Source organism: Maricaulis sp., from assembly GCF_034670125.1.
In the GTDB taxonomy this organism is placed as follows: domain Bacteria; phylum Pseudomonadota; class Alphaproteobacteria; order Caulobacterales; family Maricaulaceae; genus Maricaulis.
The window spans coordinates 274212-297750 of sequence record NZ_JAXMOC010000004.1; the positions used below are offsets into that span (position 1 = coordinate 274212).

The following is a 23539-nucleotide window of genomic DNA, read 5'->3' on the forward strand; positions in this document are numbered from 1 at the left end:
GCTCTATTCGACGGCGAATACGGCACAAACTTGTGTCTCAAACCGCATCGGTTCGAAGTCGGCGGCGAGGGCAAAGTTGCCAGCCTCGGCCACAAGGAATCGTGGGTCGATCGTGTTTGCGACTGCGAGGGATTCCCCACTGACGTTCGTGATCGGTGACGGAGCCGCAGTGTCTGATCGCCGTATCCGGCTGCCTGTGACCACGACCCGGTCTCCGTCCTCATTGCGACCAAGCTGCCGATAATCACCATTGTCCAGCCCGGCTGGCGTGGCCGGCGGACGCAGGCAGGGCTGCTGGCCTTCCAGCAGGATTTGTACGGGTCCAAGTTGGCCACCGGCTGACTCGGCGACAATGCGGGCGCGTTCGGTGGCATCATCTACGGCGGCGGCGAAGGCCTCTCGATAGAGCTCGGCGCTGGGTTGCATCGAGAATTGCACATCGCGTGAACGGGCTGGCCCTGCCGCCATGGCGGCACCGCGCACGTCGGCAAGGTGTTCGAGATCAAGCGCGATCACGTCGATGGTCACCGATGCCGTATAGCCCAGCAAAGCGTCGGGATGGCGATTCTCGACCAAGCGTTCCGTGAATTCACCCGTCGCTTGGGTGACCTGCTCGTAATAAGGCGACACCGACAAATCGGAGGTGATGCGGATATTGTCGCCATCGATCTCACGCATCGCTTGCGTTACCGAGTTGGCGCGCGCCACGGCCTCGGCGACGGCGTCTTCGCTGACTACATTGCGGGCCTCGAACGTAACCGAGAATTGGCCGCGATTGGGCAGGACTTCGATATAGGCGCGGCCAATGGCCTCAACGGAGGCGGTCCGGGACCAAACCGGTCCGCTTGTATCGGTTTCGCTCCCCCCAAACCCGCATCCGGCCAAGACCATGGCCGGCAGCGCCACCGCCGATAGTATGACTGATCGCATGTCAAATACTCCCCATTTCCGGTCGACATACGGTGCCGATTCCTGGGCGGCTCCAACCGCAAATGGTGCCGCATTGTCACGCAGGCACAGATTTTCGGGGAATCATCCGATTGCTCACGAGTTCTGCTTGTCGCGCTTGTTAGGGTTTGGTTAATATCCGGCCCGTGCGGCGTACGCGTGGGGGTGAGTATGATCGACGGTGTGGACAATACGGTGCTCTACGGCGTGGCCGGGGCCGGCCTGTTTGTCCTGATCGTGGCGATCAGTACCATCTCCCTGTATCTCAACCGTCAGCGCGCGGTGTCTGACGAACGTCAGGTTTACAAGCTGCGCCGCAAGCGGGTGGCACGCTATGAAGACGCCAAGAAAGACTACGAGAAATTCCGCAAGAAGATCGAGAGCGGCAACACTGTCCTGATCGATCTCATTCATGATCTGGGCGATGATTTTGTCGGTCGCGACAGCGCCCAGCAGCAGATCGCTTTCGACGAGGCGTTTGAGGCCGTCGCCTCGATCCGCCAAGCCAATCCGCGGGCCCGGATCATTGTTGTTTTGCACACGCTGGGTGGCTATGCCCGCCCGGCGCACATGATCTCGCTGGCCTTGAAACAGCACCTGGCGAAAGCCAGGGCCAAGGGCCACTACAATCCCAAGCGCGAGCCGCAGGTGATCGCCTATGTGCCCTATGTGGCCATGTCGGGCGGAACAATGATCGCGCTGGCCGCCGACAAGATCGTCATGGACCCGACCGCCTCGCTCGGCCCGATCGACACGATCTATGGCGGCTTCCCGACTGAGGCCTACAAGGAACTCCTCGCCCAGAAGGGGCCACTGGCGACCCAGGACGTGCTGGTCATGCTGGCGCATGAAGCCGAAAAATATGATCGCTATGCCGGCAAGGTGGCGCGCGACATTGTCAATCCGGTGCACCGGGTCGACGAGAAAGTGGAGCATCACATCGCTGATACCCTGTCAGCGGGCACGCTGTCGCACAGCCAGGCGATCACGCCGGAGGACGCCAAGGCGCTGGGGATGAACGTCAAGACCAAGATCCCTGATCTCATCTACGGTCTGGTTGATGCCCGGATCCGCATGATCCATACCCGGCTCGAATTCGAGGCCCGGCGGATGGAGGATGAGGACGGGCCAGGTGACGGCAAGGGCGATGAGGCGGAGCAGGCGGTTGGCATGGCTATTGAACGTGCCATTCGTCAGTCGCTGCGCGGCAATGTGCGCCTGTGACCATGCGCCTGTGACCGTTCACGCTGCCGACACCCCTTGAACCTTCGCCGCCGGGCTCCGATCTTCCCGTCAGCCAGCAAGGGATGATCCGATGAGCTCGAAAGCCGACGACTACCAGGAAGTGCGAAAGCAGATCGCCGCCGTGATCGCCGGTGAAACCAGCCGCACTGCCCGTCTGGCAACCGCCAGCTGCCTGCTGCGCGAAATGTTCGGCGAGCGCTTCTTCTGGACCGGCTTTTACGAAGTCGATCCGGCCAAGCCGACCGAACTTGTTGTTGGCCCCTATCAGGGCACGATGGGCTGCTTGCGCATTCCTTTCGGTCGCGGTGTTTGCGGCGCGGCGGCGGAGACCGGCGAGACCCAGCTGGTCGAGGACGTCCACGCCTTCCCGGGCCACATCGCCTGCGACAGTCGCTCGAACTCGGAAATCGTCGTGCCGGTCCGCGATGCCGGCGGCAAGCTGGTCGCCGTGCTGGACATCGACTCGACAGAGTTCGGCGCTTTTGATGCGGATGACCAGGCCGGGCTGGAAGCGATCTGCGGCGATCTGCTGACGGTCGACTGAGGCAGGGCAAACGGTCTGAAAAATACGGGTGGTCGTGCCTTCAAGGGTTTGGGCATGGCACGACCACCCTGTCCCGCCCGTTTGGGGTCCGCGTTCAACGGCGGCGTGCGGGATATGAGGATGTGGCGCTCGCTATCGCGCCACGATTTCGACACGTCGGTTGAGCGCCCGGCCATCGTCCGAGCCATTGCTGGCTTCCGGGGCGAGGGGGCCGACGCCGGCTGCTTCGAGCCTATCAGCGGCAATCCCGTAATCTTCGACCAGGGCCGTGACCACGGCCGCGGCGCGGCGCTGTGAGAGTGACATGTTGTAGGCCAGCGCGCCGGACATGTCGGTGTGGCCGACCACGTAGAGTGACAGCGTCGGTCGTTCGGTCAGCAAGTCGCGCAGGGCGGTCAAGGCGGTGACCGAGTCCGGCAGCAGGACGTCGCTGTCATGGGCGAACAGCAGGCCGTCGACACGGACATGACCATCGGCGTCCAGCCCGGCGGCCAGCGCTTCGGCGGAGATGGTGACCATGCCGCGATCCATCTCGTCGGTCTCGACAATGACGATCGAGGTGGTGTGGCGACCGACGCCGATGGCGACATAGGCAAGGTGGCCGTCAAAGCTCAGCGTGCCGGCGGTGTAGTGTGAGTTCGGTCCGTTGATCGCCCGCATGCCATTGGCCTGGTAGAAGGCGTTGCGAGTCGAACCGGTGGTGCACGATCCGTCGCGGGCGCAGGACCAGATCGGCTGGTAGCCGGCGGCGTCGAGCGCGTCGCGATAATTGGTGAAGATCTCCAGCTCCGAGCGATCGTCGGGATTGTCATAGTCCAGCTTGGTGACCCGGCCTTGCACCGGCGTCGTGATGGCGGCGCGGGCGTCGAAATCGAAACCGGTGATCAGGGCGTATTCGTCGAACCGCCAGAACTCGCCGCTTCCGGTCGAGCCTTCATAGGGTGTCACCAGGGGGTGGCCGTCGACGCTCTCCTGGGCCAGCACGACGGTCGCTGTGGCGGCGAGGATGAGGGCGAGGGTCAGGCAGGTGGCGATTGCGCGGATCATGATCATCCTCCTTCACATTGGCTCATGGCGGCAAAGCTGTTGGTCGGGGCGTGGTAGCAATGAACGATGCGATTATCGCCCTCCGCCGTTTCGCGGATCCGGTTGGTCGCATCGAGGGTGACCGCGATCAGCACGTATTCGTAGTCCTGGCCCCATTCGCCTTCCAGGTCATCACCGGCACCGAGCAGGTTGGCGTTGATGTCGAGGGGTTCGACAGCATTGGCTGCGAGGTCGGGGACGCGGACGACATAGGGCGCGGACCAGCCGTCCCCGCTGCGTTGCCCGGGGCCTTCATTGAGGCTCAGATGAACTTCGACCGGGCAGCGATGCAGGGCGTGGAAGTCGCGACTGCCGGCATTTTCCACCCGGATGTGATTGGCCAGCCGGTTCAGCGTCATGGCGCCACCACCATTGGTCCGGGTCTCGACCCGCAGGGCCATGTCGGGTGACAACGGTCCGGGATTGGCTGGCATCTGGCCAAAGCGAAACTCGATGTCGAGATCGATGGGCAGCCGGTAAACGTGGCAGGGATCTTCCTGCGCGGTGGCGACCGGTTGGCCAGGGTGTTCATCGTCATCGTCTGTGTGCGGGTCTTCATCCCCGCCATCGTCGGCCTGACCGGTTCCGTCGTCGCCGACACTGGTCCAGGTGGTGGGGGGCTCGCCGATATTCTCGATGAAGATCACGCCGCCGCCGCGAAACTCGCCATTCAGGACCAGATTGCCGATGGTGACCGGGTGGACCGGTGCGGGAATGAACAGGCCCAGATGGTCGGAGTGGCCGGGTGTCGACTGCTGATGCACGGTGCGCCAGCTCATGCCGGTATGGAAACTGCGGACCTGGACGCGAAACTCCCGGGCTGTCTGGCAGTCCGGGTCAGCGAAGGCGACGGCTGATGTGATCTGGACAAATCCGTTGGCGTCGGAGGCTGTCTCCGGCCAGTTGATGCTGTTCCACAGGCCGCCGGGTGTGCGGGCCTGGACCCGGGTTGCCAGCGCTCCCAGAGGCCAGGAGCTGGCGGCGAAATTTCCAACGGCGGGCTGGTGTCCGACCAGTCGTGTCGAGACCTGCCAGCGGCAATTGGCGTCCGCCGGCGCGGTCATCGCCAGCGCCGTCATCATGCTTGCCACAAATACCAGAATCCGCATCGCGTCCTCCCATCCATTGTCGGGGACAGAATACAGTTGTTGAATTTTTATTCAATGAATATATTTTCAACCAACTTGATTTGCGTGTGGAGTGGTGATTTGGCGAAAGGACGGCGCGAGCAAAAGGACGAGACCCGGGCCAAGCTGGTCCGGGCCGGCAGCGTCGTGTTCGCCGCCAAGGGCATTGAAGGTGCCCGTATCGGTGACATTGCCCGCGAGGCCGGTGTCGCCATGGGCACGCTCTACACCCACTTTTCCGACAAGGAGGCGCTGTTCATCGAGGTGATGCGGGCCGGCAAGGATCTGGTGCTGGCCGGACTGGCCATCGCCCAGCAGACGCCCGGCTCGCGCGAGGTCAAGGATCGCGCCGCAATGGAGGGCGTCGTCGCCTTTGCCGCCGAATTCGGTCCGCTTTTTCGCCTGCTGCTCAGCCGCGGCGCCGGCTCCGACCCGATGCAGCGCGAAGTGGTCGACGCGATCGCCGGAATCCGGATTTCCGAACTGCAACAGGGCCAGCGTGACGGCTGGGCCCGCTCCGATCTGGATCCGCAGGCCACCGCCCGCTGTGAGGTCGGCGCCGTCTTCCACCTGCTGGACTGGTGGCTGGACGATCGCAGCCGTTTGAGTGATGAGGCGGTGGTGGAGCAACTCTGCCTGATCCGCCGCTTCGGGGTGGAAGGGGTGATACCGGATGGCGCAGCCTCATGACCGATCACAGTATCGAACTGGACGGACGGGTCGTCAGATACGCGCTGCGTCGGTCGGCCCGGAGGACGATCGGCTTCACCATCTCGCGTGACGGTCTGACAGTTGCCGCGCCCAAACGGGCCGGAGCGCGCGAAATCCGTCGCGGACTGGAAAGCAAGGCGGGCTGGATCCTCGCCAAGCTGGACGCCTGGGCCAGCCGTCCGGCGCCGCGAGAACCGGGTTTCCAGACCGGCGAAACCCTCCCCTGGCTGGGCGGCGAGCTGACTCTCGAGCTGCGCGGCGAGGGTGTCCGAACAACGGTGCGCCGCGATGGTGACAGACTGATCGTCCGCCATGATCCGGACCTGACCGGCGAGCTGCGTCGCCGCACGCTGGGGCAGGCGCTGCAACGCTATTACAAGCGCGAGGGCACAGCGCTGATGACGCCCCGGGTCGAGCACTATGCCGCCCGGCTCGACCGCCCTGTTCGCAAGGTCATCGTACGCGACCAGAAACGCCGCTGGGGGTCTTGCGCACCGGACGGGACGATCCGGCTGAACTGGCGATTGATGGGTTTCCCCGAACCATTGATCGACTATGTCTGCGCCCACGAAGCCGCCCATCTGGTCGAGGCCAACCACTCGCCCGCCTATTGGCGTGTGGTGGAGAGCCTGATGCCGGACTGGAAGCCCCGTCGCCGGCAAATGCGTGACGAGGCGGATCGCTGGGTGGCGTTCTAGTCTGATTGCCTCTCGTCCATCAGCTTGCGGTTAAAATAGTCCACGATCATCGTCCAAAGATGCACCGAGCGGTCTTCCCCGCGCACGCCGTGGCGCTGGCCCGGATAGGTCATCATTTCGAAATCGGCGCGTTGCTGTTGCAATTCCGAATAGAGCCGGACTGAGTTGGCGAAGATGACATTGTCGTCGGCCATGCCGTGGATCAGCAGGAGCGGGGTCACGTAATTGTCCAGATGGGCAAAGACCGAGGATTGCTCATAGCCGTCGAAATTGGCGTCCGGATGACCCATGTAGCGTTCGGTGTACGCGGTGTCATAGAGCGTCCAGTCAGTGACCGGCGCCCCGGCGACACCTGCCGCCCAGGCGTCCGGCGCCTGCAGGGTCGCCATCAGCGTCATATAGCCGCCATAGGACCAGCCCCAGATGCCGACGCGGTCCGCATCAACAAAGTCGAGGCTCTTCAGGTAGTCCAGCCCGACCAGCTGATCCTCGACTTCGACCGAGCCCATGCGGTGACGGATGTGACCTTCAAACTCGCGGCCGCGATTGGCGGCACCGCGATTGTCGAGGGTGAAATAGACATAGCCGCGCTGGGCAAACATCTGCGCCCGCATAGACTGCCAGCCACGATGGACCTGCTGGCTGTGCGGTCCGCCATAAAGATACTGGATCGCCGGGTATTGCCGGTTCGGATCAAAGTTGGCGGGGAGGAATATCTGGTAGTGCAGCTCGGTCCCGTCGGCCGCGGTCAGCGTGCCGTATTGCGGCGTGATGTGATCCTCGACATAGGGGAAATAGGGATGCCCCTCGGCCAGGGCATTCTCCTCGATCCAGCGGATGCGGGTGCCGTCGACCGCGTAGAGTCCCGTTTGCGGCGGGGTTTGCGGGTCTGAATAGGTGCCGATGAAGGTGGCTGCATCACCGCCGAACCGGGCCGACCAGCGCCCGTCTCCCGAGGTGATGCGGGTCGGCGCTGCGGCACCGTTCAGTGGCACCGAATAGATGTGCCGTTCCAGCGGTGTCTCGATCCAGCCGGTGAAATAGACCAGCCCGTTGTCCCGATCGACCGCATTGATGCCGTCGACGACCCAGTCGCCCGAGGTCACCTGCGTGATCAGGCTGCCATCGGACGCGCGGTGCTGGATGTGGCGGAAACCGCCGGGCGTGTCCTCGCTGGTCCACAGGACTGTGCCATCTGACAGGGCGCGGAAATCATTGGTCAGATTGATCCAGATGTCGGTGGTTTCAACTAGCCAGGGCGAGGCCGCCCCGGTCGCCGGGTCGGCGGCCAGGATGGTCAGCTGGTCCTGCATCCGGTTGAGAACCTGGACATAGGCCGTCTGGCTGTCGCGGGCCCAATTCACCCGGGCGAGATAGATATCATCGGTTTCGGCCAGTTCGACCTGCTGACGTGCCCCGGTTGCCCGCTCGGCGATGAACAGCTCGACGATCGCGTTGTCGGTTCCGGCGCGGGGGTAGCGCTGGTCGACCACGCGGGCCGATCCGTCGGCATCTATTTCCATGCGCTGGACATTGTCGACCGGGCTTTCATCGACGCGGGCGAGGGCGATGTATTGCTCGTCCGGCGACCACCAATAGCCGGTGCGACGGCTCAGCTCTTCCTGGGCGACGAATTCCGCCATGCCCCAGGAGACGAGGCCGCCGCCTTCGGTGGTGATGGCGGTCTCCGCGCCGGTTTCCAGATCAATCACGTAGAGGTTTTGGTCGCGCACAAAGGACACGAAATTGCCGCGCGGGGAGATGCGGGCATCGGTCTCGTATTGCGGCGTCTCCATCAGCCGCCGCGCTGCGCCGGTCTCCACATCGACATAAAAGACATCGCCGTCCAGCGGCACCAGGATCGCGTCGCCCTGAGTGTCCCAGTCATAGCGCACGATGCCGGTCGAGGAGATACGGGCGCGTTCACGCAGCTGGCGTTCCGCCTCGGTCAGCTCGCGCTCGTCCGGCGCCAGGACCTGGCTGTCGACCAACAGATACGGCTCGCCGCCATCAATATCCATCGCCCAGAGATCGAGCACCGAGGCGTCGTCTTCCTTGGCCCGCAGGAAGGTCACGCGGGAGCCGTCCGGCGAGAAGCTCAAGGCCCGCGGCGCGGCGCCGGTCAGGGAGGGGCTGGCATAAAGGCGCTCGATGGAGAGAGCGGGTTCCGGCGTGACAGCGGGTGTCTCGGCGGCGGGCTGGCAGGCGGCCAACAGCGTGGTGGCGGCAGCAAGGCTGGCGAGGCGAGTGAGCATGAAGTTTCCCCGGTAGGCTTTGTCGTCAGTTCTAGGGGCCTGGTCCATCGCTGGCCAGACCGGTTTCAGCAACCTCCCCGCCCCTACTGGGGGACAGGTATAATTAACGCGCGGACCGGGCGTCGCCGGGCGGATCCATCGTGGCGCGTTAATTATACCTGTCCCCCGTTCAGCACCTATGGCGCCACGGCGCTTACGCCTGGCGTTTGGATGGGAGGGAGCGGGATGTCGGCCGGAGCCGATAAAGCGCTGATTTGATAACGGTAGGCTTCGACAAGCATCCCGCTCACGGAGGTTTCCCGGGCTGTCTCCACCCCGATTCCAATGCGCCAGGTACTGAGGGTCGGTCGTTTAGTGCCCTTGGACCTGATCGCACGCCCTGCCGGAGTGTCGGGCTGTCATCCCCGCACGCGGACAGGCTCCGCTCGTTTCCGGGCACAAGTGACTGAGCTCGCGCCTCCCGTCCCGAAAACCAAAGCCATTATGGGTTGGCGGGAGATGGGTGGGGATAAGTTTTCGCGGATTTTAGCTGACACGCACTTTCCCTCTCCCTCGGGAGAGGGTCAGGGTGAGGGGTAAGTCCCGGTTAAAGCAGGAAAATTCCCCCTCATCCGGCCTCCGGCCACCTTCTCCCAGGGGAGAAGGAAAGGGGTGCGTGGGCGGGGATAGGCGGTGATCTTTCCACCTACGCCGCCACACCGCCGCCGCCACAAACCCGTACTCATATTCCCGGATGGCGCGGCGCGCCTCCGGGAAAATGAGAGGGGACGGAAATACAGAGCGGCGTGTCGGAGTCACGTCGCGGGGCGAAACATCAGCACAGCACATAGGGCTGGTCAGCCGGCGGGCATTCGCCGCCGCCGTCCCAGAACCCCGTTCCGCCGCCGCCGGCCGCAGCGCCACCGCCACCGCCGCCACTGCTGCTGTTGCCGCCGCCGTCATCTTCCAGCGCAGCACCCAGGCCGATCAAGCCGCCCGCAACGCCTCCAACAACGGTGCCCGGGCCCGGCACACCGCCGGTCGCCAGCGTTCCGAGAGCAGCTCCTGCGGCGGCGCCGGTCAGAACTTTGAGCGCACCGCCAAAAAATCCGCGTTTCCTGAGGAGCGAACGCGTTGAAACTTTCTGACGCGGGCGCATGCGCGGCGAATTTCCAAGTTGGGTCAGATGCGCGGTGACAGTACCGCTGCCTCTTGTGATGCTGACCTGGAGGCCGCCCGACAGGTCCAGCCCGTCGTCTTTTGTAAGCGCAACCTGACCGCTTGTGGCCGCGTGCAGTGTGTCCACGATGTCGTCCCAACCGTAGCCGGAAGCCGCGCTGACTGCGGCGTAAGCCATCAGAGTCGGCCCCGAGAAGTCATCGCCGCCATCCACAAGCATGGTGGTCAGGGCCCGGCTGGGAGCTTGGTCGTTCAGGGAGGGCAGCCACGATGTGAAGGCCCGCTGGGCAGACGGATTGTCAAACACCATACGTGCCGCGTCACGCAGCCAAGCGTCGTTCATCAGGTTGCGGCTTGCGGTCACTCTCTGAGCGAGAAAGGCGTCGGTATCCGGCAGGTCTCGCAATGCCGCTGACGCGGTTGCGCGTCTTGTCGCGGCGGACGCCCGGCGAACTCGGCCGATCGAAGCGCTGGCGCGCCGGCCTATGTTCAGCTGATACGGTCCCTGAGCTGCTCTGAGACCAGCGGCGCCTCGTCGTGGCAAGGTTGGTGCAGTTCGGTCCTGGGCCAGCGAAAGTCCGGTGAGTCCGGCTGATGCGACGACCGCGGTCGAAGCTGCCAGAAATGCGCGTCTGTCCATGTTGTCCCCCATTGTTGAACTCGCCATGCAATCCTGTTTCCCGAGATTTGTGAACCCAGGCTTGTTTGTTTCTTGATTGTCGCCTGTGAGGCCAGTTGCGACCGCTGTCATGAGCCGGAATCCGACCGGTGGCGCCGCAGCCGGCTCCGGCGCTTCGGTCAACTCTCCTCCCGCATTGCCCTTGCAGCATCTCTCAGCTACACGGTGCGGCTCAAGATTCCCTGCCAGACAAGAGAGCCTCTCCCCCATGGCCGCTTACAAATTCGTCTATCACATGGACAAGCTGTCGAAGACCTATCCGGGCGCTGCCAAGCCCGTCTTTGACGGAATTTCCCTGCACTTCCTGCCCGATGCCAAGATCGGTGTTGTCGGCGTCAACGGTGCCGGTAAATCGACCCTGCTGAAGATCATGGCCGGCATGGATACCGAGTTCTCCGGTGAGGCTTGGGCGGAAAAGGGTGTGAAGGTGGGCTATCTCGCCCAGGAGCCGCAGCTCGACGAGAGCAAGACGGTCTGGGAAAACGTGATCGAGGGCTCGGCGCCGAAGCAGTTGCTGGAAGCCTTCAACGCCATCTCGATGAAGCTCGCGGAAGATTATACCGACGAGCTGATGGAAGAGATGACGGCGCTCCAGGAAAAGATCGACAACGAGAACGCCTGGGACATCGATAGCAAGATCGAGATGGCGATGACCGCCCTGCGCTGTCCGCCCGCCGACTGGCCGGTCACCGACCTGTCCGGTGGTGAGCGCCGCCGGGTTGCCCTGTGCCGCCTCTTGCTGTCCGACCCGCACATGCTGCTGCTCGATGAGCCGACCAACCATCTCGACGCCGAGAGTGTGCAGTGGCTGCAGAACTATCTGGAAGACTTCAAGGGCGCCGTCCTGGTCGTCACCCACGACCGTTACTTCCTCGACTCAATCACCACCTGGACGCTCGAGCTCGATCGCGGCCGCGGCGTGCCCTATGAGGGTGGTTACTCGGCCTGGCTCGAGCAGAAAGCCAAGCGCATGTCCCAGGAAGATCGCGAAAAGAGCGCCAAGGATCGCGCCCTGATGCGCGAACTGGAGTGGATCCGCTCCTCGCCGAAAGCCCGTCAGGCCAAGTCCAAGGCCCGTATCAAGTCCTATGAGGACCTGCGTGACGCGGCCGAGCGCGCCGAGATCACCACGGCCCAGATCACCATCCCGCCGGGACCGCGCCTGGGCGGTGTCGTGGTCGAGGTCGAGAATCTCAAGAAGGGCTTCGAGGACAAGCTCCTCATCGACGGCCTGTCATTCAAGCTTCCGCCGGGTGGTGTGGTCGGCGTGATCGGCCCGAACGGTGCCGGTAAATCGACCCTGTTCAAGATGATCACCGGCCAGGAAACGCCGGACGAGGGCACCATCCGTCTCGGTGACACGGTCAAGCTGGGCTATGTCGACCAGTCGCGCGACACGCTCGATCCGAACAAGACCGTCTGGCAGGAAATCTCCGGCGGCAATGACATGATCGAGCTGGGCGGCAAGGAAATCCCGTCGCGCGCCTATGTCGGCACCTTCAACTTCAAGGGTGGCGACCAGCAAAAGAAGGTCGGCCTGCTGTCGGGCGGTGAGCGCAACCGCGTCCACCTCGCCAAGATGCTGCAGACCGGCGGCAATCTGCTGCTGCTCGATGAGCCGACCAACGATCTCGACGTGGAAACCCTGGCGGCGCTGGAACAGGCGCTGGAAGCCTATCCGGGCTGCGCGGTGGTCATCTCGCACGACCGTTTCTTCCTCGACCGTCTGGCCACCCACATCCTCGCCTTTGAAGGCGACAGCCATGTGGAATGGTTCGAAGGAAACTTCGAGGACTATATCGAGGACAAGAAGCGCCGGCTCGGTCCGGACGCCGACATGCCCAAGAAGATCAAGTTCCAGAAGTTTGGGCGGTAGCTTGCTGTCCGACGACGAGCTTCGTGAATTGAGGGCCTGGCGGTCACGCCAGGTCTTCTTCATGTTCGCGCTGATTGTCTTCGTTTTGCCGCTCTTCGCCGTCCTGGTCCTCGCGGCTGTGCGTGGTGCGGACGGGGATTCGCGACAGGTGCTGTGGCTGTCCGTACTGGCCTTTGGTGGTGTGGCAGCATTCCTGGCCCGGGCTCCCTGGCGGTGGTGGCAGGCTGGGCTGGACCTTGCGGACAACAGCGCGCAGGAAGTCGGTGGGTTTGCGGATATCCGGATGCGCGGCGGGTTCGGTCTGATTTCCCTGCCCCGGGAAACCTTGCATCTGGGCGGCGAGCGCTTTGCACTTCTTCCGTTCTGGCGCGAACAGCTGACGCCGGGCCTTGCCTATACGATCCGCTACGCGCCGCGCAGTCGGGCCATCCTGTCGGTGTCGTATCGCGCCAACGCCATGGCAGACGCGCCCGTCGAGCCGCTGCCGGACTATCTGCGCGACCTGACCGCTCGCGACCGCCAACTCATTGGTTTGCTCGCTGAGGGTCTCACCGACAAGGATATCGCGCGGGAACTCAACCTCTCGCCGACCACGGTACGGACCTATAATTCCGATCTCTACCTGAAGCTCGGCATCAAGCGCCGCGGCCAGGTGCGGCCGCTGGCGCTGCGGTTTGGCTTGCTGGATGGGCCGACCGACAAGGCCTGACACCTGTCAACTGACAGATTGCCAACATCTGTCGATGGTCGGCTGACCAGCGGCGCGACAGCCTCTCTGCGACCACTCAGGGAGAAAACATGTCCGCAAAATCCGCAAGCTTTGACAGTCCGTGGCGATTCTGGCCCGGCGTCGCCATCCTCGCCGCCGCCATGACGGGATACATGCTGCTCAGCTGGGCGCATATGGAATTCGTGCGCCAGACGGTCGGCCTGGACGCCTATCTGGGCGAGGGGCCGCGTCTGCCGCCTGAAGTGCTGATGATCGGTCAGATCAACAAGGCGGTCGCCGTACTGGCCGCCATCGCGATCGGAGCGCTGGCTCTGCACCGGGTCGGGCCGAGCCGGGTCGGTCTGGTGGCCGTGTCGGGACGATGGATATGGCTGGCGGTGTTGGTGGGGGCGGTCGCCTTTGCCCTGCGCCTGGTGCTGGCCAAGTTGATGGTTGTCGTCATGCCGGACTGGATCGCTTTCATGGGCACACCCTTTGCGCTCGACCCGGGCAACGGGGTGTGGATGAGCGTCGGGTTTCTGGTCATGACCATTCTGGTCACGCCCTTTGCCGAAGAGGTTTTCTTTCGCGGCTTCCTGTTTCGCTGGATGTCGGGCAACCGGCCGGTCTGGCTGGCGGCGCTGGTGTCCTCGGTGATGTTCGGCGTCGCCCATATCCTGCCGCCGCAAGCCATCTCGGCGGCGCTGATGGCGCTCATCCTGTGCTGGCTCTACTGGCGCACCGGCTCGATCTGGCCGGCGATTGCGGCCCATGTCACCAACAACGCGCTGGGCATCGGGCTGGGCCTCGTGCTGGCTGGGGGACAGGTATGATTAACGCGCAGCCATAATTAACGCGCAGCGCGATCCGTGAAACGGGACGATGCCTGACGCGTTAATTACACCTGTCCCCTTTTCTAGAACCGTCGCGCCGAGAACGCCTCGGCCGGTACCGGTGTTGCCTCGCCATCCATCAGCGCTGCCAGCAGTCCGGCCGAGCCCATCGCCTGGGTCCAGCCGAGGTGGCCGTGGCCGGTGTTGAGCCACAGGCCCGGCGCACGGGTCTCGCCGATGAAGGGGCGTCCATCCGCAGACATCGGACGAAACCCGCACCAGGCCTTGTTGTCGCCGGCCAGCAGGGTGTCGGCGAGGGTCGGGTAGAGGCGGCCCAGCAACAGGCGCAGATTGTCCACGCGCTCGCCGCGCAGGGTGCGGTCCTCACCGGCGAACTCCGCTGTACCGGCAATCCGCAGCGTGTCGCCCAGCGGGGTGACGATGGCATGCAGTTTCTCGTCGACGACCGGCAGGCCCGGGCGCCGGGTCAGCTGCGACATGTCGAGGCTGAGCGAATAACCCTTCACCGGGCGAACCGGCAGATGCAGACCCAGCGGGGCCAGCAGCCGGCGCGAGGCATGGCCGGTAGCGAGGACGACATGATCGGCCTCGATCTCTTCGGTCGGGGTGCGCACGCCGGTGATGCGGCCGGCCCGGTCGATCAGGCTGGTGACCGGTGAGCTGTACTCGAAACGGGCGCCCATGTCGGTAGCGACGGCTGCCAGCGCGCGGGTGAACATGTGGGCATCACCGCTCTCATCATCGGGATAGAAGACCGCGCCCGCGAGATCTGCGGCAACGTCCGCCAGCATGGGTTCGCGCTCTACCATTTCCGCCCGGTCCAGCACCTGCCAGCGCAGACCGGCATCGGTCAGGGCCTGGCTGGTCTGGCGGTCGGGTTCCAGCGCCCGGGCATCGCGGCAGACTTTCATCGTCCCGCGGGCGAGATTGGCGAAGTCGAGCTTGTGGGTGTCGCGTGCGGCCTGGGTCTCGGCCAGCGAATAACGCGATAGCGCGAAGTTCGCGAGCGACGCCGCCTCGAACCGTTTGCGTGTTGAATTGGCGAGGAATTTCAGCCCCCAGGGGATGAGACCCGGCAGCGGCGCCAGGCGCAGCTTCATGGCCGAATGCGGGTCAGGCAGGGAGGCCAGCAATTGCCAGTGCACGCCCGGCGCATTCCACGGCTCGGGCTCCGACGGTGTCAGCGCACCGGCATTGGCGAAGCTGGTCTCGCAGGCCGGGCCGTCATGGGCATCGAGGACGAGGACATCATGGCCGCGCTGGCGCAGGGCGTGGGCCGCGGCGACCCCGGCCAGTCCGGCACCGACAATGATGACATCCTGATTGCTCACACGGAACTCCTTCACAGCCAGCCTGAGCGGCTTGGTTTGAACTTCGCGGGGATACAGATAAAAGCAAGGCACAATCTGCACCTCTCAACCGGGATTTCATGGACGCTCTCGTCACACAGCTCAAAGCGCTTGCCGAACCGACGCGCCTGCGGATCATCGCCCTGTTGTCGCGTGGTGAGCTGACGGTGTCGGAACTGGTCTCGATCCTGGGCCAGAGCCAGCCGCGGGTATCCCGTCATCTCAAACTGCTCACCGATGCCGGCCTGGCCGAGCGTTTGCCCGAGGGCGCCTACGTCTTCTACCGGCTGACCGATGCCGGCGGCGGTCGCAAGCTGGCCCAGATGGCCAATGAGCTGGTGCCCGAGGACGATGCCGTCCTGACCCGCGACGTGTCGCGCCTCGAGGCCATCAAACAGGCCCGCGCCCAGGCGGCCCAGGCCTATTTCGAGAGCGTCGCCGAGGATTGGGACACGATCCGCTCGCTGCATCTGGCCGACCACAAGGTCGAGGCGGCCATGCGCGAGCTGGCGGGAACGGGCCCCTTCGATCTGATGATCGATGTCGGCGTCGGCACGGGGCGCGTGCTGGAGTTGTTCTCCGACCGCGTCGAACGCGGCATCGGCGTCGATATCAACCACTCCATGCTCAATGTGGCGCGCCTGAACCTGCAGGCGGCCGGCCTGAAACATTGCTCGGTGCGCCATGCCGACGTCGGTGCCCTGCCGTTCGATACCGCCGTCGCTGACCTGGTGACGGTGCACCAGGTGCTGCATTATCTGGAAGACCCGGCCCTGGCGGTGGACGAGTGCGCCCGCGTGCTCAAGCCCGGTGGCAATCTGCTCATCGTCGATTTTGCCCCGCACCAGCTTGAAAACCTGCGCGAGGACCATTTCCATCGCCGCCTCGGTTTTGCCGATGAGGAAATGGCCGACCTGATCGGTCATGCCGGTCTGGAACTGGCGCATCAAAGCGCGCTGCATCCGGATGAACCGACCGGGCAGCTGACCATGAAAATCTGGGTCGCCCGGCGCAAGGCCGCGACTCCCGCCTGACGCGAATGCGCTTCCAGCGATCGCGGTGTCGGTGTAGCGTCTGCCCGGTCTTGCAGGGGGGCAGACATGAAAACCACGTTGAACATTATCAGTATCGCCGCGCTCGGCGCGCTTGCGGGCGGCCTTTATCTGGGGTCCGGCAATGAAAGCGTTGATCCGCAACCGGTCGTCGAAGACCTCGTCGCGGTCACACCGGACCCGGCACCGTCGGCTGATACCGTCCCGGCGGATCCGCTGGATGCCGCCGACGCCGATGGCAGCGTCATGATCGATCCGATCGACAATGGCATTGTCTACACGGTCGCCGGAACGCAGTCGGGCTATCTGATCGCCAATTCCGAGATCCGCTTCGGGGACATCATTCTCGAGAATATCGAACTCTGGCCAGCCATGCCGGAATGCGACGAGCCGGCCTATCTCCGACTGGCTCTGGAAGACACGGCCGACCAGCTGGGCGAGAATGAGTACGGGCCGTATTACCGGATGTACGCGATGACCATCGACAGCGCGTCGATCACCGATGACGGTGTCATGATCACGGCATCAGACCCGGATCTTGGAACGCTGGTGATCGAAGCGGGCTATGTCGACGGGGCACTGGCCGAGTGGCAGGCCGGTGCCGACGCGATCGACACGCTCGCCATTGGCACGGCGACGCTCAACGGCGACACCCAGCCGGCCGGTTTCGCCTTCTGGATCGGCGACTGATCGGCGTAAATCGGGGTGCGGCGCGTTCCATCGAACTCAACGCCAACCATCCCCAACCCGACTGTCATCCCATGGTCGCGACCATGGGATGACAGCGGTCACAGGTTTGTGGGAGGGGAAGGTCGAGCATCCGCACCTCTTCCCGCTTGCCTTTTCCCGCGCGCCGGTGCTTGCATGCCCTTGAATGCCTTACGGGACTGCCAGAGCCATGGTTCGCAAGACAAGATCGAAATCCGATGCCCAGCCGGGTGCGCCCTCTGTCGTCATTGGCTGGCGTGAATGGGTGTGCCTGCCAGATCTGGGCGGGGTGCGGGTCAAGGCCAAGATTGACACCGGAGCGCGCACCTCGGCCATCCATGCCTGGAAGATCCAGCCGTTCGAGAAGGACGGGGCCAGTTGGGTCCGCTTCGAGCTGCATCCCAACCAGGATGACAACAAGACCCGGATCGCCTGCGAGGCTGCGGTACTCGAGAGCCGCATGATCAAGAGTTCAAACGGGCAGGAACAGCGTCGCTACGTCATCCGCACGCCGCTGCGTATGGGGCCCTATGTGTGGCCAATCGAGTTGACGCTGACGCGTCGGGATGAAATGGGATTTCGCATGCTGGTCGGTCGCACCGCCCTGAAGCCGGGTGCGCTGGTCAATCCGTCAAAATCCTTCCTCTGCCCGACCCCGGCTTAGTCCGAGGCGGGTTTCGTGATACCCGTTCCCGGCAACCACTATCCGCCACCCTGGAGACCGTCCTGATGAATTTGCTCATGCTGGCCCGTAACGCGAACCTCTACTCGCACAAGAGGCTCGTCGAGGCGGCCGAGGCGCGCGGCCACGAAATCGACATCTACGATACGCTGAAGATGTATATGAACATCACCTCGCATCGACCCGAAGTGCGCTATCAGGGCCGCGTTCTGAGTGGTTATGACGCGATCATCCCGCGGATCGGGGCCTCGATCACCGGTTACGGCATGGCCGTGGTCCGACAGTTCGAGATGATGGGCGTGTGGTCGGCCAATGAATCGGTCGCCATCGGCCGTTCGCGCGACAAGCTTCGCTCGCTTCAATTATTGTCACGCGCCGGACTGGGCCTGCCTGTCTCGGCATTTGCCCACGACACCTCCATGACGGATGACGTTCTGGACATCGCCGGAGGCGAGCCTGTCGTCATCAAGCTCTTGGAGGGCACCCAGGGCGTCGGCGTGGTGCTGGCGGAAACGCGTCGGTCTGCGAAGTCCGTGATCGAGGCTTTCCGCGGCGCGAAGGTTGATATCCTCGTCCAGGAATTCATCAAGGAAGCCGGCGGGGCCGATATCCGCACCATCGTGGTCGGCGGCAAGGTGGTCGCAGCGATGAAGCGTCAGGGTGCCGAGGGTGATTTCCGCTCCAACCTGCATCGCGGCGGCTCGGCCTCGAAGATCAAGCTGACCCCGGAAGAGCGCTCGACCGCGGTGCGGGCCGCGAAGGTCATGGGGCTCAATGTGGCCGGCGTTGACATGCTGCGCGGCAATCATGGCCCGCTGATCATGGAAGTAAATTCCTCGCCGGGCCTCGAAGGTATCGAGAATGCCACGGGCGTTGATGTGGCCGACAAGATCATTGATTTCATCGAGAAGACCGCCGTCACAGGCAAGACGAAAACCCGCGGTACCGGATGACACGCGACCCGTTCGAGATTGCCGGCGAGACCGTCGCGCCGGGTACGACCAAGATCGTCCAGATCCCGGTCTCTGTTCTTTCCGACCACACACCGATGTCATTGTCCGTGCAGGTCCTGCACGGCAAGCGACCCGGTCCCGTCATCTTTGTCTCGGCCGCCATCCATGGTGACGAGATCATTGGCGTCGAGATCATCCGCCGCCTCATCCGGACGCCGCAGATGCGCTCGATTGCCGGCACGCTGATCTGCGTGCCGGTGGTCAACACCTATGGCTTCATCACCCATTCGAGATACCTGCCGGACCGGCGCGACCTCAATCGCTGTTTCCCGGGCGCACCGACGGGCTCGCTCGCGGCACGGCTGGCCAACATCTTCCTGACCGAGATCGTGGAGCGCTGTGAGGCGGGGATTGATCTTCACTCGGCCGCTGTCAATCGCACCAACCTGCCGCAGATACGTGTCGATACGAAAGTGCCCAAGGCGCTGGAACTGGCCCAGGAATTCGCGGCGCCGATCATTGTCCACTCGTCCCTGCGCGACGGGTCGCTGCGCGAAGCGGCGCAGAAGCGTGACATTCCGGTGATTGTCTATGAAAGCGGCGAGGCGCTTCGCTTTGACGAGACGGCCTTGCGGATGGGCGTAAAGGGTATTCTGCGCGTGCTCGGCAAGCTGGGGATGATCCGTCCGGACAAGCGTATCAAGGCAACCTTGCGGTCAGAGCTGGGCAACAAGTCCAGCTGGGCCCGCGCCTCGATGGGCGGGGTCCTGCGCATGCACCGTGATTGCGGCGAGCATGTCGAGGAAGGCACGCTGATCGCCACCCTGTCCGACCCGCTGGGCACACAGGAAGTCGAGATCACGGCGCCCTGCGACGGGCTGATCATCGGCCGCACCGTCCTGCCGATCGTCAATGAGGGCGACGCCGTCGTCCACATCGCCGAGATCATCAAACGTCGCAATGAAGAACCGATGGTCCAGCTCGGCGAAGCGTTGGGCAATGACCCCTTGTTCGATGAGGACGAGATTATCTAGCGGGGGTGGAATGGTCTGTGCCGTGACTGGCGCCCTCGCCCAATCGGATCATGGTTCGTGCGGGCCGGACCCGAGTTGATCCAGCAACTCCCGGCTTTGCCGGTTGGCCGGGAAGAAGATTTCCAATCTCAGGTCGCGCAACGTAAGATCTTGGGCCGAGGATAATTCGGCTTCGGTCGTGAACAGCGTGAGGTCGCCCAGCGGCGTTGCGTATCGCAAAGTCAGGATGGGTTGATCTGTGGGCAGCTCAGCCGGCCTCGCTGCGTGAGGGGCCAGCCGCTCGGCGAGCGCGTCCAAATGGCTATCACCGCCCGCTTGGCGGGATTCAGAACGCAGCCGGTTGGTCATGACGGCCGCAACCTCCGGCCAATTCCGGATTGGCGCCCTCAGCGCCGGGTCGTCGACGAGCCGGTCGATCAGGCAGGTTCCGACTTGCCAGTCTCCACCCATCAGCAAGGCTCCGGTCGGGTTTGCATCAAGAACGCGCCACCGCGCGTCGAAAATCAGCGCCGGCGACGGCGCATGTGCATGCATCATCCGGGTCAGGGTCTGCCGGATCGGTTCGAGGTGTTCGGACTCAAGTGGGGTCCGTGCATAGACCGGCGCGAACCCGGCAGCGGCGAGGAGCGCATTCCTAGCCTCGAATGGCATGTCCAGGCACTCGGCAAGATTCTGCACCATAGTGCGACTGGGGCGGGCCCGCCCGCCCTCCAGAAAACTGATATGGCGCGCGGAGACATTGGCCTCCAGTGCCAGCGCGAGTTGGCTGTAGCGGCGGCGCTGTCGCCAGTCGCGAAGACAGGAGCCGAACTGGGGACGGGAGCGCGTAGAGTCTGTCATTGCGCGATGGTCGCATAGTCTTGGCGGTGCGGCCATGACCTCGCAGGTAATTGCTCAACCTACCTTTTTGGCTGCAAATCCCTCGAAACCTGTTGAGGAGATTGCAATGCTTCGATTCATTCTGCCCGCGTGGATCCTGATCGTTTTCGGCCTTGTTGTCGCGCTTGCGGCGTCTCCAATGGCCGATGCACCGCTGGAAATGATGGCGGACCTGATATTCTGGCCCCTCGATGGTGGGCCACTTGTCACGACACCGGCGGAGCGATTGCTGGCCGGGATCAGTGGAGGATTGATGACGGGCTGGGGGGTGACAGTGTTGACGGTGGGTCGTGGGGGGGAGCTGCCGTCGGCCCTGTTGAGAGGCGGGATCGCATGGTTTGCCATCGACTCGATTGCGTCGGTTATTGCTGGGGCGCCGCTGAACGTGGCTCTTAACATCGGCTTCCTGGCCTTGTTCGTATACGCCGGTTGGCCACGTAAGTCGGTTGCAGCGGTTACCACTGAAGCGGCCGGGCCGTTTCCGACTGGGCAGTAACCTGGCACGATTGGGTGTCGGCGCGGGCGGGCCCTTGAGCCCGCCCGGTCCGCAAGTTCGGTGATCAACCGTTCGGGATGATCACCCGGTCGACGATGTGGATCACACCGTTCGACGTGGCAATGTCGGCCTGGATGACCTGCGCATTGCCAACCCGGACGCCGTCGGTCGCATCAATCACCACGGTCGAACCCGAAACAGTCTCGACAGCCAGGATCTGGCCGCTCAGCTGGTCTGCCGTGATGGCGCCGGAGACCACGTGATAGGTGAGCAGGTCGGTCAGCTCATGACGGTTTTCCGCCAACAAGAGGCGCTGGACTTCACCGTGTGGCAGCGCTTCGAAGGCGGCGTCAATCGGGGCAAAGACCGTGAACGGGCCGTCGCTCTTCAGCGTGTCGACGAGGCCGGCGGCCTGGACGGCGGCGACCAGCGTATTGAACTGGCCGGCGGCGACAGCGGTGTCGACAATGTCAGCCTGGGCCATGGCAGAGTGACCGCCGTGATGGTCCATCTTGGTTTTGACGACGGAGTGCGGGTCCGACGCGAGGGCCGGGGCGGAAATCAGGGCGGTCGACAGGGCGACCAGAGAGACGAGACGCATGTGTGCGCTCCCTTGTTGGCTGGATGTGTTCCGGCGGTGGCCGCCGCCGGTTCACTGGAGGGTCGTTTCATGCATGTGACAGCCAGAGGTACGCACACGGTTGCAGATTGGATCTCAACCTTGCGGGAGTTTAATTTTTGCGTGAATTCAAAGATTCGGCTCGCATGCCAGCAGCCGACGCTTTTGCCGGCGTCATGTCGTGTCGAATAAGCGGTGCAATTGATTGTAACAATCCGCCAGGTTTCGCGCCATGCTGGCTCAAATCAGTCGGATGGAATTTCATCATGGAAAGCCTTGCAGCAAATCTGCGTGAGATGACGCGCACACCGCTTCATGACAGCCATGTCGAGGAGCTGCGCGCGCTCGGGCAGGAAGTCGTGTTCGAGGTTGGAGATATTGTCGCCGAGGCGGGCGACCCCATGGATCGTTTCCTGTACATTCTGTCCGGGCGGATCGAGGTGATCGACGCCTATACGCGTCAGTCTCACAAGGATATGTCGCTAGGGCCGACCCAGTTCGCCGGCGAAATCGCCTTCCTGAGCGGCGGGGCTAATCCCCTGACGCTGCGGGCCCGTGAAGCGACGCGCGTGATCGCGGTGCCCAGGCCCGCCATGCTGGACGCAATGGCGCGTATTCCGGAAATGTCCGACATCATCATCACCGTCTATGCGGCCCGTCGGCGGCGCCAGATCGAGGAGAGCGATACCTCCTTGAAGCTGATCGGTGTGGATGAGGACCGCAATATTCGCCGCATCGCCGAATTCGCTTCGCGCAACAAGATACCGTTCAGTACCATGGCGCCGGGCTCTGAAGACGCGCTCATCGCGGCACAGGGATGCAATACGTGCGGCCGCCGGCCGGCGGTGATTTTCGGCAAGTCATCGGTAATCGAGGATGCGACCCCGGCCAAGGTCGCCCGCCTGTTGGGCCTGGCTCAGGATATCGCCGAAGACGAGGTCATCGATGTGCTGATCGTGGGTGGCGGGCCGGCTGGTGTTGCCGCTGCGGTCTATGCCGGAGCCGAAGGCCTGAACGCGGTTCTGATCGAGGATCTCGCGGTTGGCGGTCAGGCGGGTACGTCCAGCCGTATCGAGAATTATATGGGTTTTCCGACCGGGATCTCAGGGGCTGATCTGGTCTGGCGCGGAGAGGTCCAGGCCCTGAAATTCGGTACCCGTATCGTGCGACCTCGACGCGCTGAGCGTCTGGAGCGACGCGACGACGGCACATTCTGTATCACCCTGGACAATGATCAAACGCTGTGTGCCCGCGCCGTCATTGTGTCCACCGGGGTGCAGTATCGCCGTTTGCCGCTGGAGCGGCTCGAGGATTTCGAAGGGTGCGGGATTTATTACGCCGCGACCGAAATGGAGGCGCGCTATTGCAAGGGCATGGAGGTTGTCGTGGTGGGTGGCGGCAATTCCGCTGGCCAGGCGGCGATGTATCTGTCGCGCTCGGCCAGGCACGTCCATGTCCTGGTCCGAGGTCCCTCGCTGGCGGCCTCGATGTCCGACTATCTTGTCTCCCGGCTCGAGGCGGACCCGCGCATCACCATTCACTATCGCTCGCAACTCAAGACATTGCATGGCGATGACAGTATGAGCCAGGCCGTTATCGACAAGGATGGCGCCGATTGGCGATTGGACACGACTGCGGCCTTTATCATGGTCGGTGCCGGTCCCAATACCGATTGGCTGGCCGGCAATTGCCAGCTTGATGCGCGCGGTTTCGTCCTGACCGGCGTCGATGCGGGCGCACCATCGCCATACGAGACGTCCTGTTCCGGATTGTTCGCCGTGGGGGATGTCCGGGCCAATTCGGTCAAGCGTGTCGCTTCAGCCGTTGGTGAAGGTTCGGTCGTCATCTCGAAAGTGTGGGAGCACGTTCACCCCTAG

The 23539-nt window shown here is 63.6% G+C and carries 22 protein-coding genes; 14 read left to right on the forward strand and 8 right to left on the reverse strand.

The genetic code is table 11. The features are described from left to right. Window positions 1-3: 3 nt before the first annotated feature. Window positions 4-930 carry an SIMPL domain-containing protein gene (locus tag VOI18_RS09935; protein ID WP_323762251.1) on the reverse strand — a complete coding sequence of 309 codons (927 nt, stop codon included), beginning with the start codon at window positions 928-930 and terminating at the stop codon, window positions 4-6. A 189-nt stretch (window positions 931-1119) separates the two neighbouring features. Here VOI18_RS09935 and VOI18_RS09940 point away from each other — a divergent pair, with 189 nt between their 5' ends. Beyond that, window positions 1120-2172 (forward strand): SDH family Clp fold serine proteinase, encoded by a 1053-nt coding sequence (locus VOI18_RS09940; protein ID WP_323762252.1) that lies wholly within the window; start codon window positions 1120-1122, stop codon window positions 2170-2172. Between the two features lie 91 nt (window positions 2173-2263). After that, a complete protein-coding gene (locus tag VOI18_RS09945) occupies window positions 2264-2737 on the forward strand; it encodes a GAF domain-containing protein (protein ID WP_323762253.1) in 474 nt (157 codons plus the stop codon). Between the two features lie 132 nt (window positions 2738-2869). Here the strand turns inward: VOI18_RS09945 and VOI18_RS09950 are convergent, their stop codons facing one another. Both VOI18_RS09950 and VOI18_RS09955 read right to left on the reverse strand, forming a co-directional pair. Next, window positions 2870-3784, reverse strand: coding sequence for an OmpA family protein (locus tag VOI18_RS09950; RefSeq protein ID WP_323762254.1), 915 nt, complete (start codon window positions 3782-3784; stop codon window positions 2870-2872). A gap of 2 nt (window positions 3785-3786) precedes the next feature. Beyond that, window positions 3787-4932 carry a hypothetical protein gene (locus VOI18_RS09955; RefSeq protein ID WP_323762255.1) on the reverse strand — a complete coding sequence of 382 codons (1146 nt, stop codon included), beginning with the start codon at window positions 4930-4932 and terminating at the stop codon, window positions 3787-3789. A gap of 99 nt (window positions 4933-5031) precedes the next feature. Here VOI18_RS09955 and VOI18_RS09960 point away from each other — a divergent pair, with 99 nt between their 5' ends. Then, window positions 5032-5640, forward strand: coding sequence for a TetR/AcrR family transcriptional regulator (locus VOI18_RS09960; protein WP_323762256.1), 609 nt, complete (start codon window positions 5032-5034; stop codon window positions 5638-5640). After that, complete coding sequence (locus VOI18_RS09965) at window positions 5637-6359, forward strand: SprT family zinc-dependent metalloprotease (RefSeq protein ID WP_323762257.1); 723 nt, start codon at window positions 5637-5639, stop codon at window positions 6357-6359. Before VOI18_RS09960 ends, VOI18_RS09965 begins: the two co-directional genes overlap by 4 nt. On the opposite strand, the gene VOI18_RS09970 is transcribed toward VOI18_RS09965, so the two are convergent. Both VOI18_RS09970 and VOI18_RS09975 read right to left on the reverse strand, forming a co-directional pair. Next, entirely contained in the window at window positions 6356-8614 is a 2259-nt protein-coding gene (locus VOI18_RS09970) for a DPP IV N-terminal domain-containing protein (RefSeq protein ID WP_323762258.1), read from the reverse strand. The two genes, VOI18_RS09965 and VOI18_RS09970, sit on opposite strands and share 4 nt — an antisense overlap. Window positions 8615-9428: 814 nt before the next feature. Continuing rightward, window positions 9429-10574, reverse strand: coding sequence for a hypothetical protein (locus VOI18_RS09975; RefSeq protein WP_323762259.1), 1146 nt, complete (start codon window positions 10572-10574; stop codon window positions 9429-9431). Window positions 10575-10659: 85 nt separating this feature from the next. Here VOI18_RS09975 and ettA point away from each other — a divergent pair, with 85 nt between their 5' ends. The 3 genes from ettA to VOI18_RS09990 all read left to right on the forward strand — a co-directional run bounded on the left by ettA (window position 10660) and on the right by VOI18_RS09990 (window position 13869). Then, window positions 10660-12327 carry an energy-dependent translational throttle protein EttA gene (ettA, locus tag VOI18_RS09980; RefSeq protein WP_323762260.1) on the forward strand — a complete coding sequence of 556 codons (1668 nt, stop codon included), beginning with the start codon at window positions 10660-10662 and terminating at the stop codon, window positions 12325-12327. 1 nt (window position 12328) lies between these two features. Further along, on the forward strand, window positions 12329-13036 hold the full coding sequence (locus VOI18_RS09985; RefSeq protein ID WP_323762261.1) for a helix-turn-helix transcriptional regulator: 708 nt from the start codon (window positions 12329-12331) through the stop codon (window positions 13034-13036). Window positions 13037-13125: 89 nt separating this feature from the next. After that, window positions 13126-13869 carry a CPBP family intramembrane glutamic endopeptidase gene (locus VOI18_RS09990; protein ID WP_323762262.1) on the forward strand — a complete coding sequence of 248 codons (744 nt, stop codon included), beginning with the start codon at window positions 13126-13128 and terminating at the stop codon, window positions 13867-13869. An 83-nt stretch (window positions 13870-13952) separates the two neighbouring features. On the opposite strand, the gene VOI18_RS09995 is transcribed toward VOI18_RS09990, so the two are convergent. Further along, the gene (locus VOI18_RS09995) at window positions 13953-15221 is read right to left on the reverse strand and encodes an FAD-dependent oxidoreductase (protein WP_323762263.1); all 1269 of its coding nucleotides are present in this window, start codon (window positions 15219-15221) and stop codon (window positions 13953-13955) included. Between the two features lie 98 nt (window positions 15222-15319). Here VOI18_RS09995 and VOI18_RS10000 point away from each other — a divergent pair, with 98 nt between their 5' ends. From VOI18_RS10000 to VOI18_RS10020, 5 genes are all read left to right on the forward strand, one after another. Beyond that, the gene (locus VOI18_RS10000; RefSeq protein ID WP_323762264.1) at window positions 15320-16273 is read left to right on the forward strand and encodes a metalloregulator ArsR/SmtB family transcription factor; all 954 of its coding nucleotides are present in this window, start codon (window positions 15320-15322) and stop codon (window positions 16271-16273) included. 66 nt (window positions 16274-16339) lie between these two features. Next, entirely contained in the window at window positions 16340-16981 is a 642-nt protein-coding gene (locus VOI18_RS10005) for a hypothetical protein (protein WP_323762265.1), read from the forward strand. Window positions 16982-17189: 208 nt separating this feature from the next. Beyond that, window positions 17190-17663: an ATP-dependent zinc protease gene (locus tag VOI18_RS10010; RefSeq protein ID WP_323762266.1), complete on the forward strand. Its 474-nt coding sequence runs from the start codon at window positions 17190-17192 to the stop codon at window positions 17661-17663. Window positions 17664-17728: 65 nt separating this feature from the next. Next, on the forward strand, window positions 17729-18634 hold the full coding sequence (gene rimK / locus VOI18_RS10015) for a 30S ribosomal protein S6--L-glutamate ligase (RefSeq protein WP_323762267.1): 906 nt from the start codon (window positions 17729-17731) through the stop codon (window positions 18632-18634). Then, a complete protein-coding gene (locus tag VOI18_RS10020) occupies window positions 18631-19668 on the forward strand; it encodes a succinylglutamate desuccinylase/aspartoacylase family protein (protein ID WP_323762268.1) in 1038 nt (345 codons plus the stop codon). Before rimK ends, VOI18_RS10020 begins: the two co-directional genes overlap by 4 nt. A gap of 48 nt (window positions 19669-19716) precedes the next feature. On the opposite strand, the gene VOI18_RS10025 is transcribed toward VOI18_RS10020, so the two are convergent. Beyond that, window positions 19717-20508, reverse strand: a complete 792-nt coding sequence (locus VOI18_RS10025; RefSeq protein ID WP_323762269.1) for a helix-turn-helix transcriptional regulator — start codon at window positions 20506-20508, stop codon at window positions 19717-19719. A 34-nt stretch (window positions 20509-20542) separates the two neighbouring features. On the opposite strand from VOI18_RS10025, the gene VOI18_RS10030 reads away from it, so the two are divergent. Continuing rightward, window positions 20543-21043, forward strand: a complete 501-nt coding sequence (locus tag VOI18_RS10030) for a hypothetical protein (protein WP_323762270.1) — start codon at window positions 20543-20545, stop codon at window positions 21041-21043. A 64-nt stretch (window positions 21044-21107) separates the two neighbouring features. On the opposite strand, the gene VOI18_RS10035 is transcribed toward VOI18_RS10030, so the two are convergent. Further along, window positions 21108-21644 carry a fasciclin domain-containing protein gene (locus VOI18_RS10035; RefSeq protein WP_323762271.1) on the reverse strand — a complete coding sequence of 179 codons (537 nt, stop codon included), beginning with the start codon at window positions 21642-21644 and terminating at the stop codon, window positions 21108-21110. A gap of 284 nt (window positions 21645-21928) precedes the next feature. Here VOI18_RS10035 and VOI18_RS10040 point away from each other — a divergent pair, with 284 nt between their 5' ends. Beyond that, window positions 21929-23539 carry an FAD-dependent oxidoreductase gene (locus VOI18_RS10040; RefSeq protein WP_323762272.1) on the forward strand — a complete coding sequence of 537 codons (1611 nt, stop codon included), beginning with the start codon at window positions 21929-21931 and terminating at the stop codon, window positions 23537-23539.

Coding starts and splice junctions, on each gene's coding strand:
- VOI18_RS09935 (WP_323762251.1), bottom strand. CDS start 930: ATGCGATCAGTCATACTATCGGCGGTGGCGCTGCCGGCCATGGTCTTG.
- VOI18_RS09940 (WP_323762252.1), top strand. CDS start 1,120: ATGATCGACGGTGTGGACAATACGGTGCTCTACGGCGTGGCCGGGGCC.
- VOI18_RS09945 (WP_323762253.1), top strand. CDS start 2,264: ATGAGCTCGAAAGCCGACGACTACCAGGAAGTGCGAAAGCAGATCGCC.
- VOI18_RS09950 (WP_323762254.1), bottom strand. CDS start 3,784: ATGATCCGCGCAATCGCCACCTGCCTGACCCTCGCCCTCATCCTCGCC.
- VOI18_RS09955 (WP_323762255.1), bottom strand. CDS start 4,932: ATGCGGATTCTGGTATTTGTGGCAAGCATGATGACGGCGCTGGCGATG.
- VOI18_RS09965 (WP_323762257.1), top strand. CDS start 5,637: ATGACCGATCACAGTATCGAACTGGACGGACGGGTCGTCAGATACGCG.
- VOI18_RS09970 (WP_323762258.1), bottom strand. CDS start 8,614: ATGCTCACTCGCCTCGCCAGCCTTGCTGCCGCCACCACGCTGTTGGCC.
- ettA (WP_323762260.1), top strand. CDS start 10,660: ATGGCCGCTTACAAATTCGTCTATCACATGGACAAGCTGTCGAAGACC.
- VOI18_RS09990 (WP_323762262.1), top strand. CDS start 13,126: ATGTCCGCAAAATCCGCAAGCTTTGACAGTCCGTGGCGATTCTGGCCC.
- VOI18_RS10000 (WP_323762264.1), top strand. CDS start 15,320: ATGGACGCTCTCGTCACACAGCTCAAAGCGCTTGCCGAACCGACGCGC.
- VOI18_RS10005 (WP_323762265.1), top strand. CDS start 16,340: ATGAAAACCACGTTGAACATTATCAGTATCGCCGCGCTCGGCGCGCTT.
- VOI18_RS10010 (WP_323762266.1), top strand. CDS start 17,190: ATGGTTCGCAAGACAAGATCGAAATCCGATGCCCAGCCGGGTGCGCCC.
- rimK (WP_323762267.1), top strand. CDS start 17,729: ATGAATTTGCTCATGCTGGCCCGTAACGCGAACCTCTACTCGCACAAG.
- VOI18_RS10020 (WP_323762268.1), top strand. CDS start 18,631: ATGACACGCGACCCGTTCGAGATTGCCGGCGAGACCGTCGCGCCGGGT.
- VOI18_RS10025 (WP_323762269.1), bottom strand. CDS start 20,508: ATGACAGACTCTACGCGCTCCCGTCCCCAGTTCGGCTCCTGTCTTCGC.
- VOI18_RS10030 (WP_323762270.1), top strand. CDS start 20,543: ATGACCTCGCAGGTAATTGCTCAACCTACCTTTTTGGCTGCAAATCCC.
- VOI18_RS10035 (WP_323762271.1), bottom strand. CDS start 21,644: ATGCGTCTCGTCTCTCTGGTCGCCCTGTCGACCGCCCTGATTTCCGCC.
- VOI18_RS10040 (WP_323762272.1), top strand. CDS start 21,929: ATGGAAAGCCTTGCAGCAAATCTGCGTGAGATGACGCGCACACCGCTT.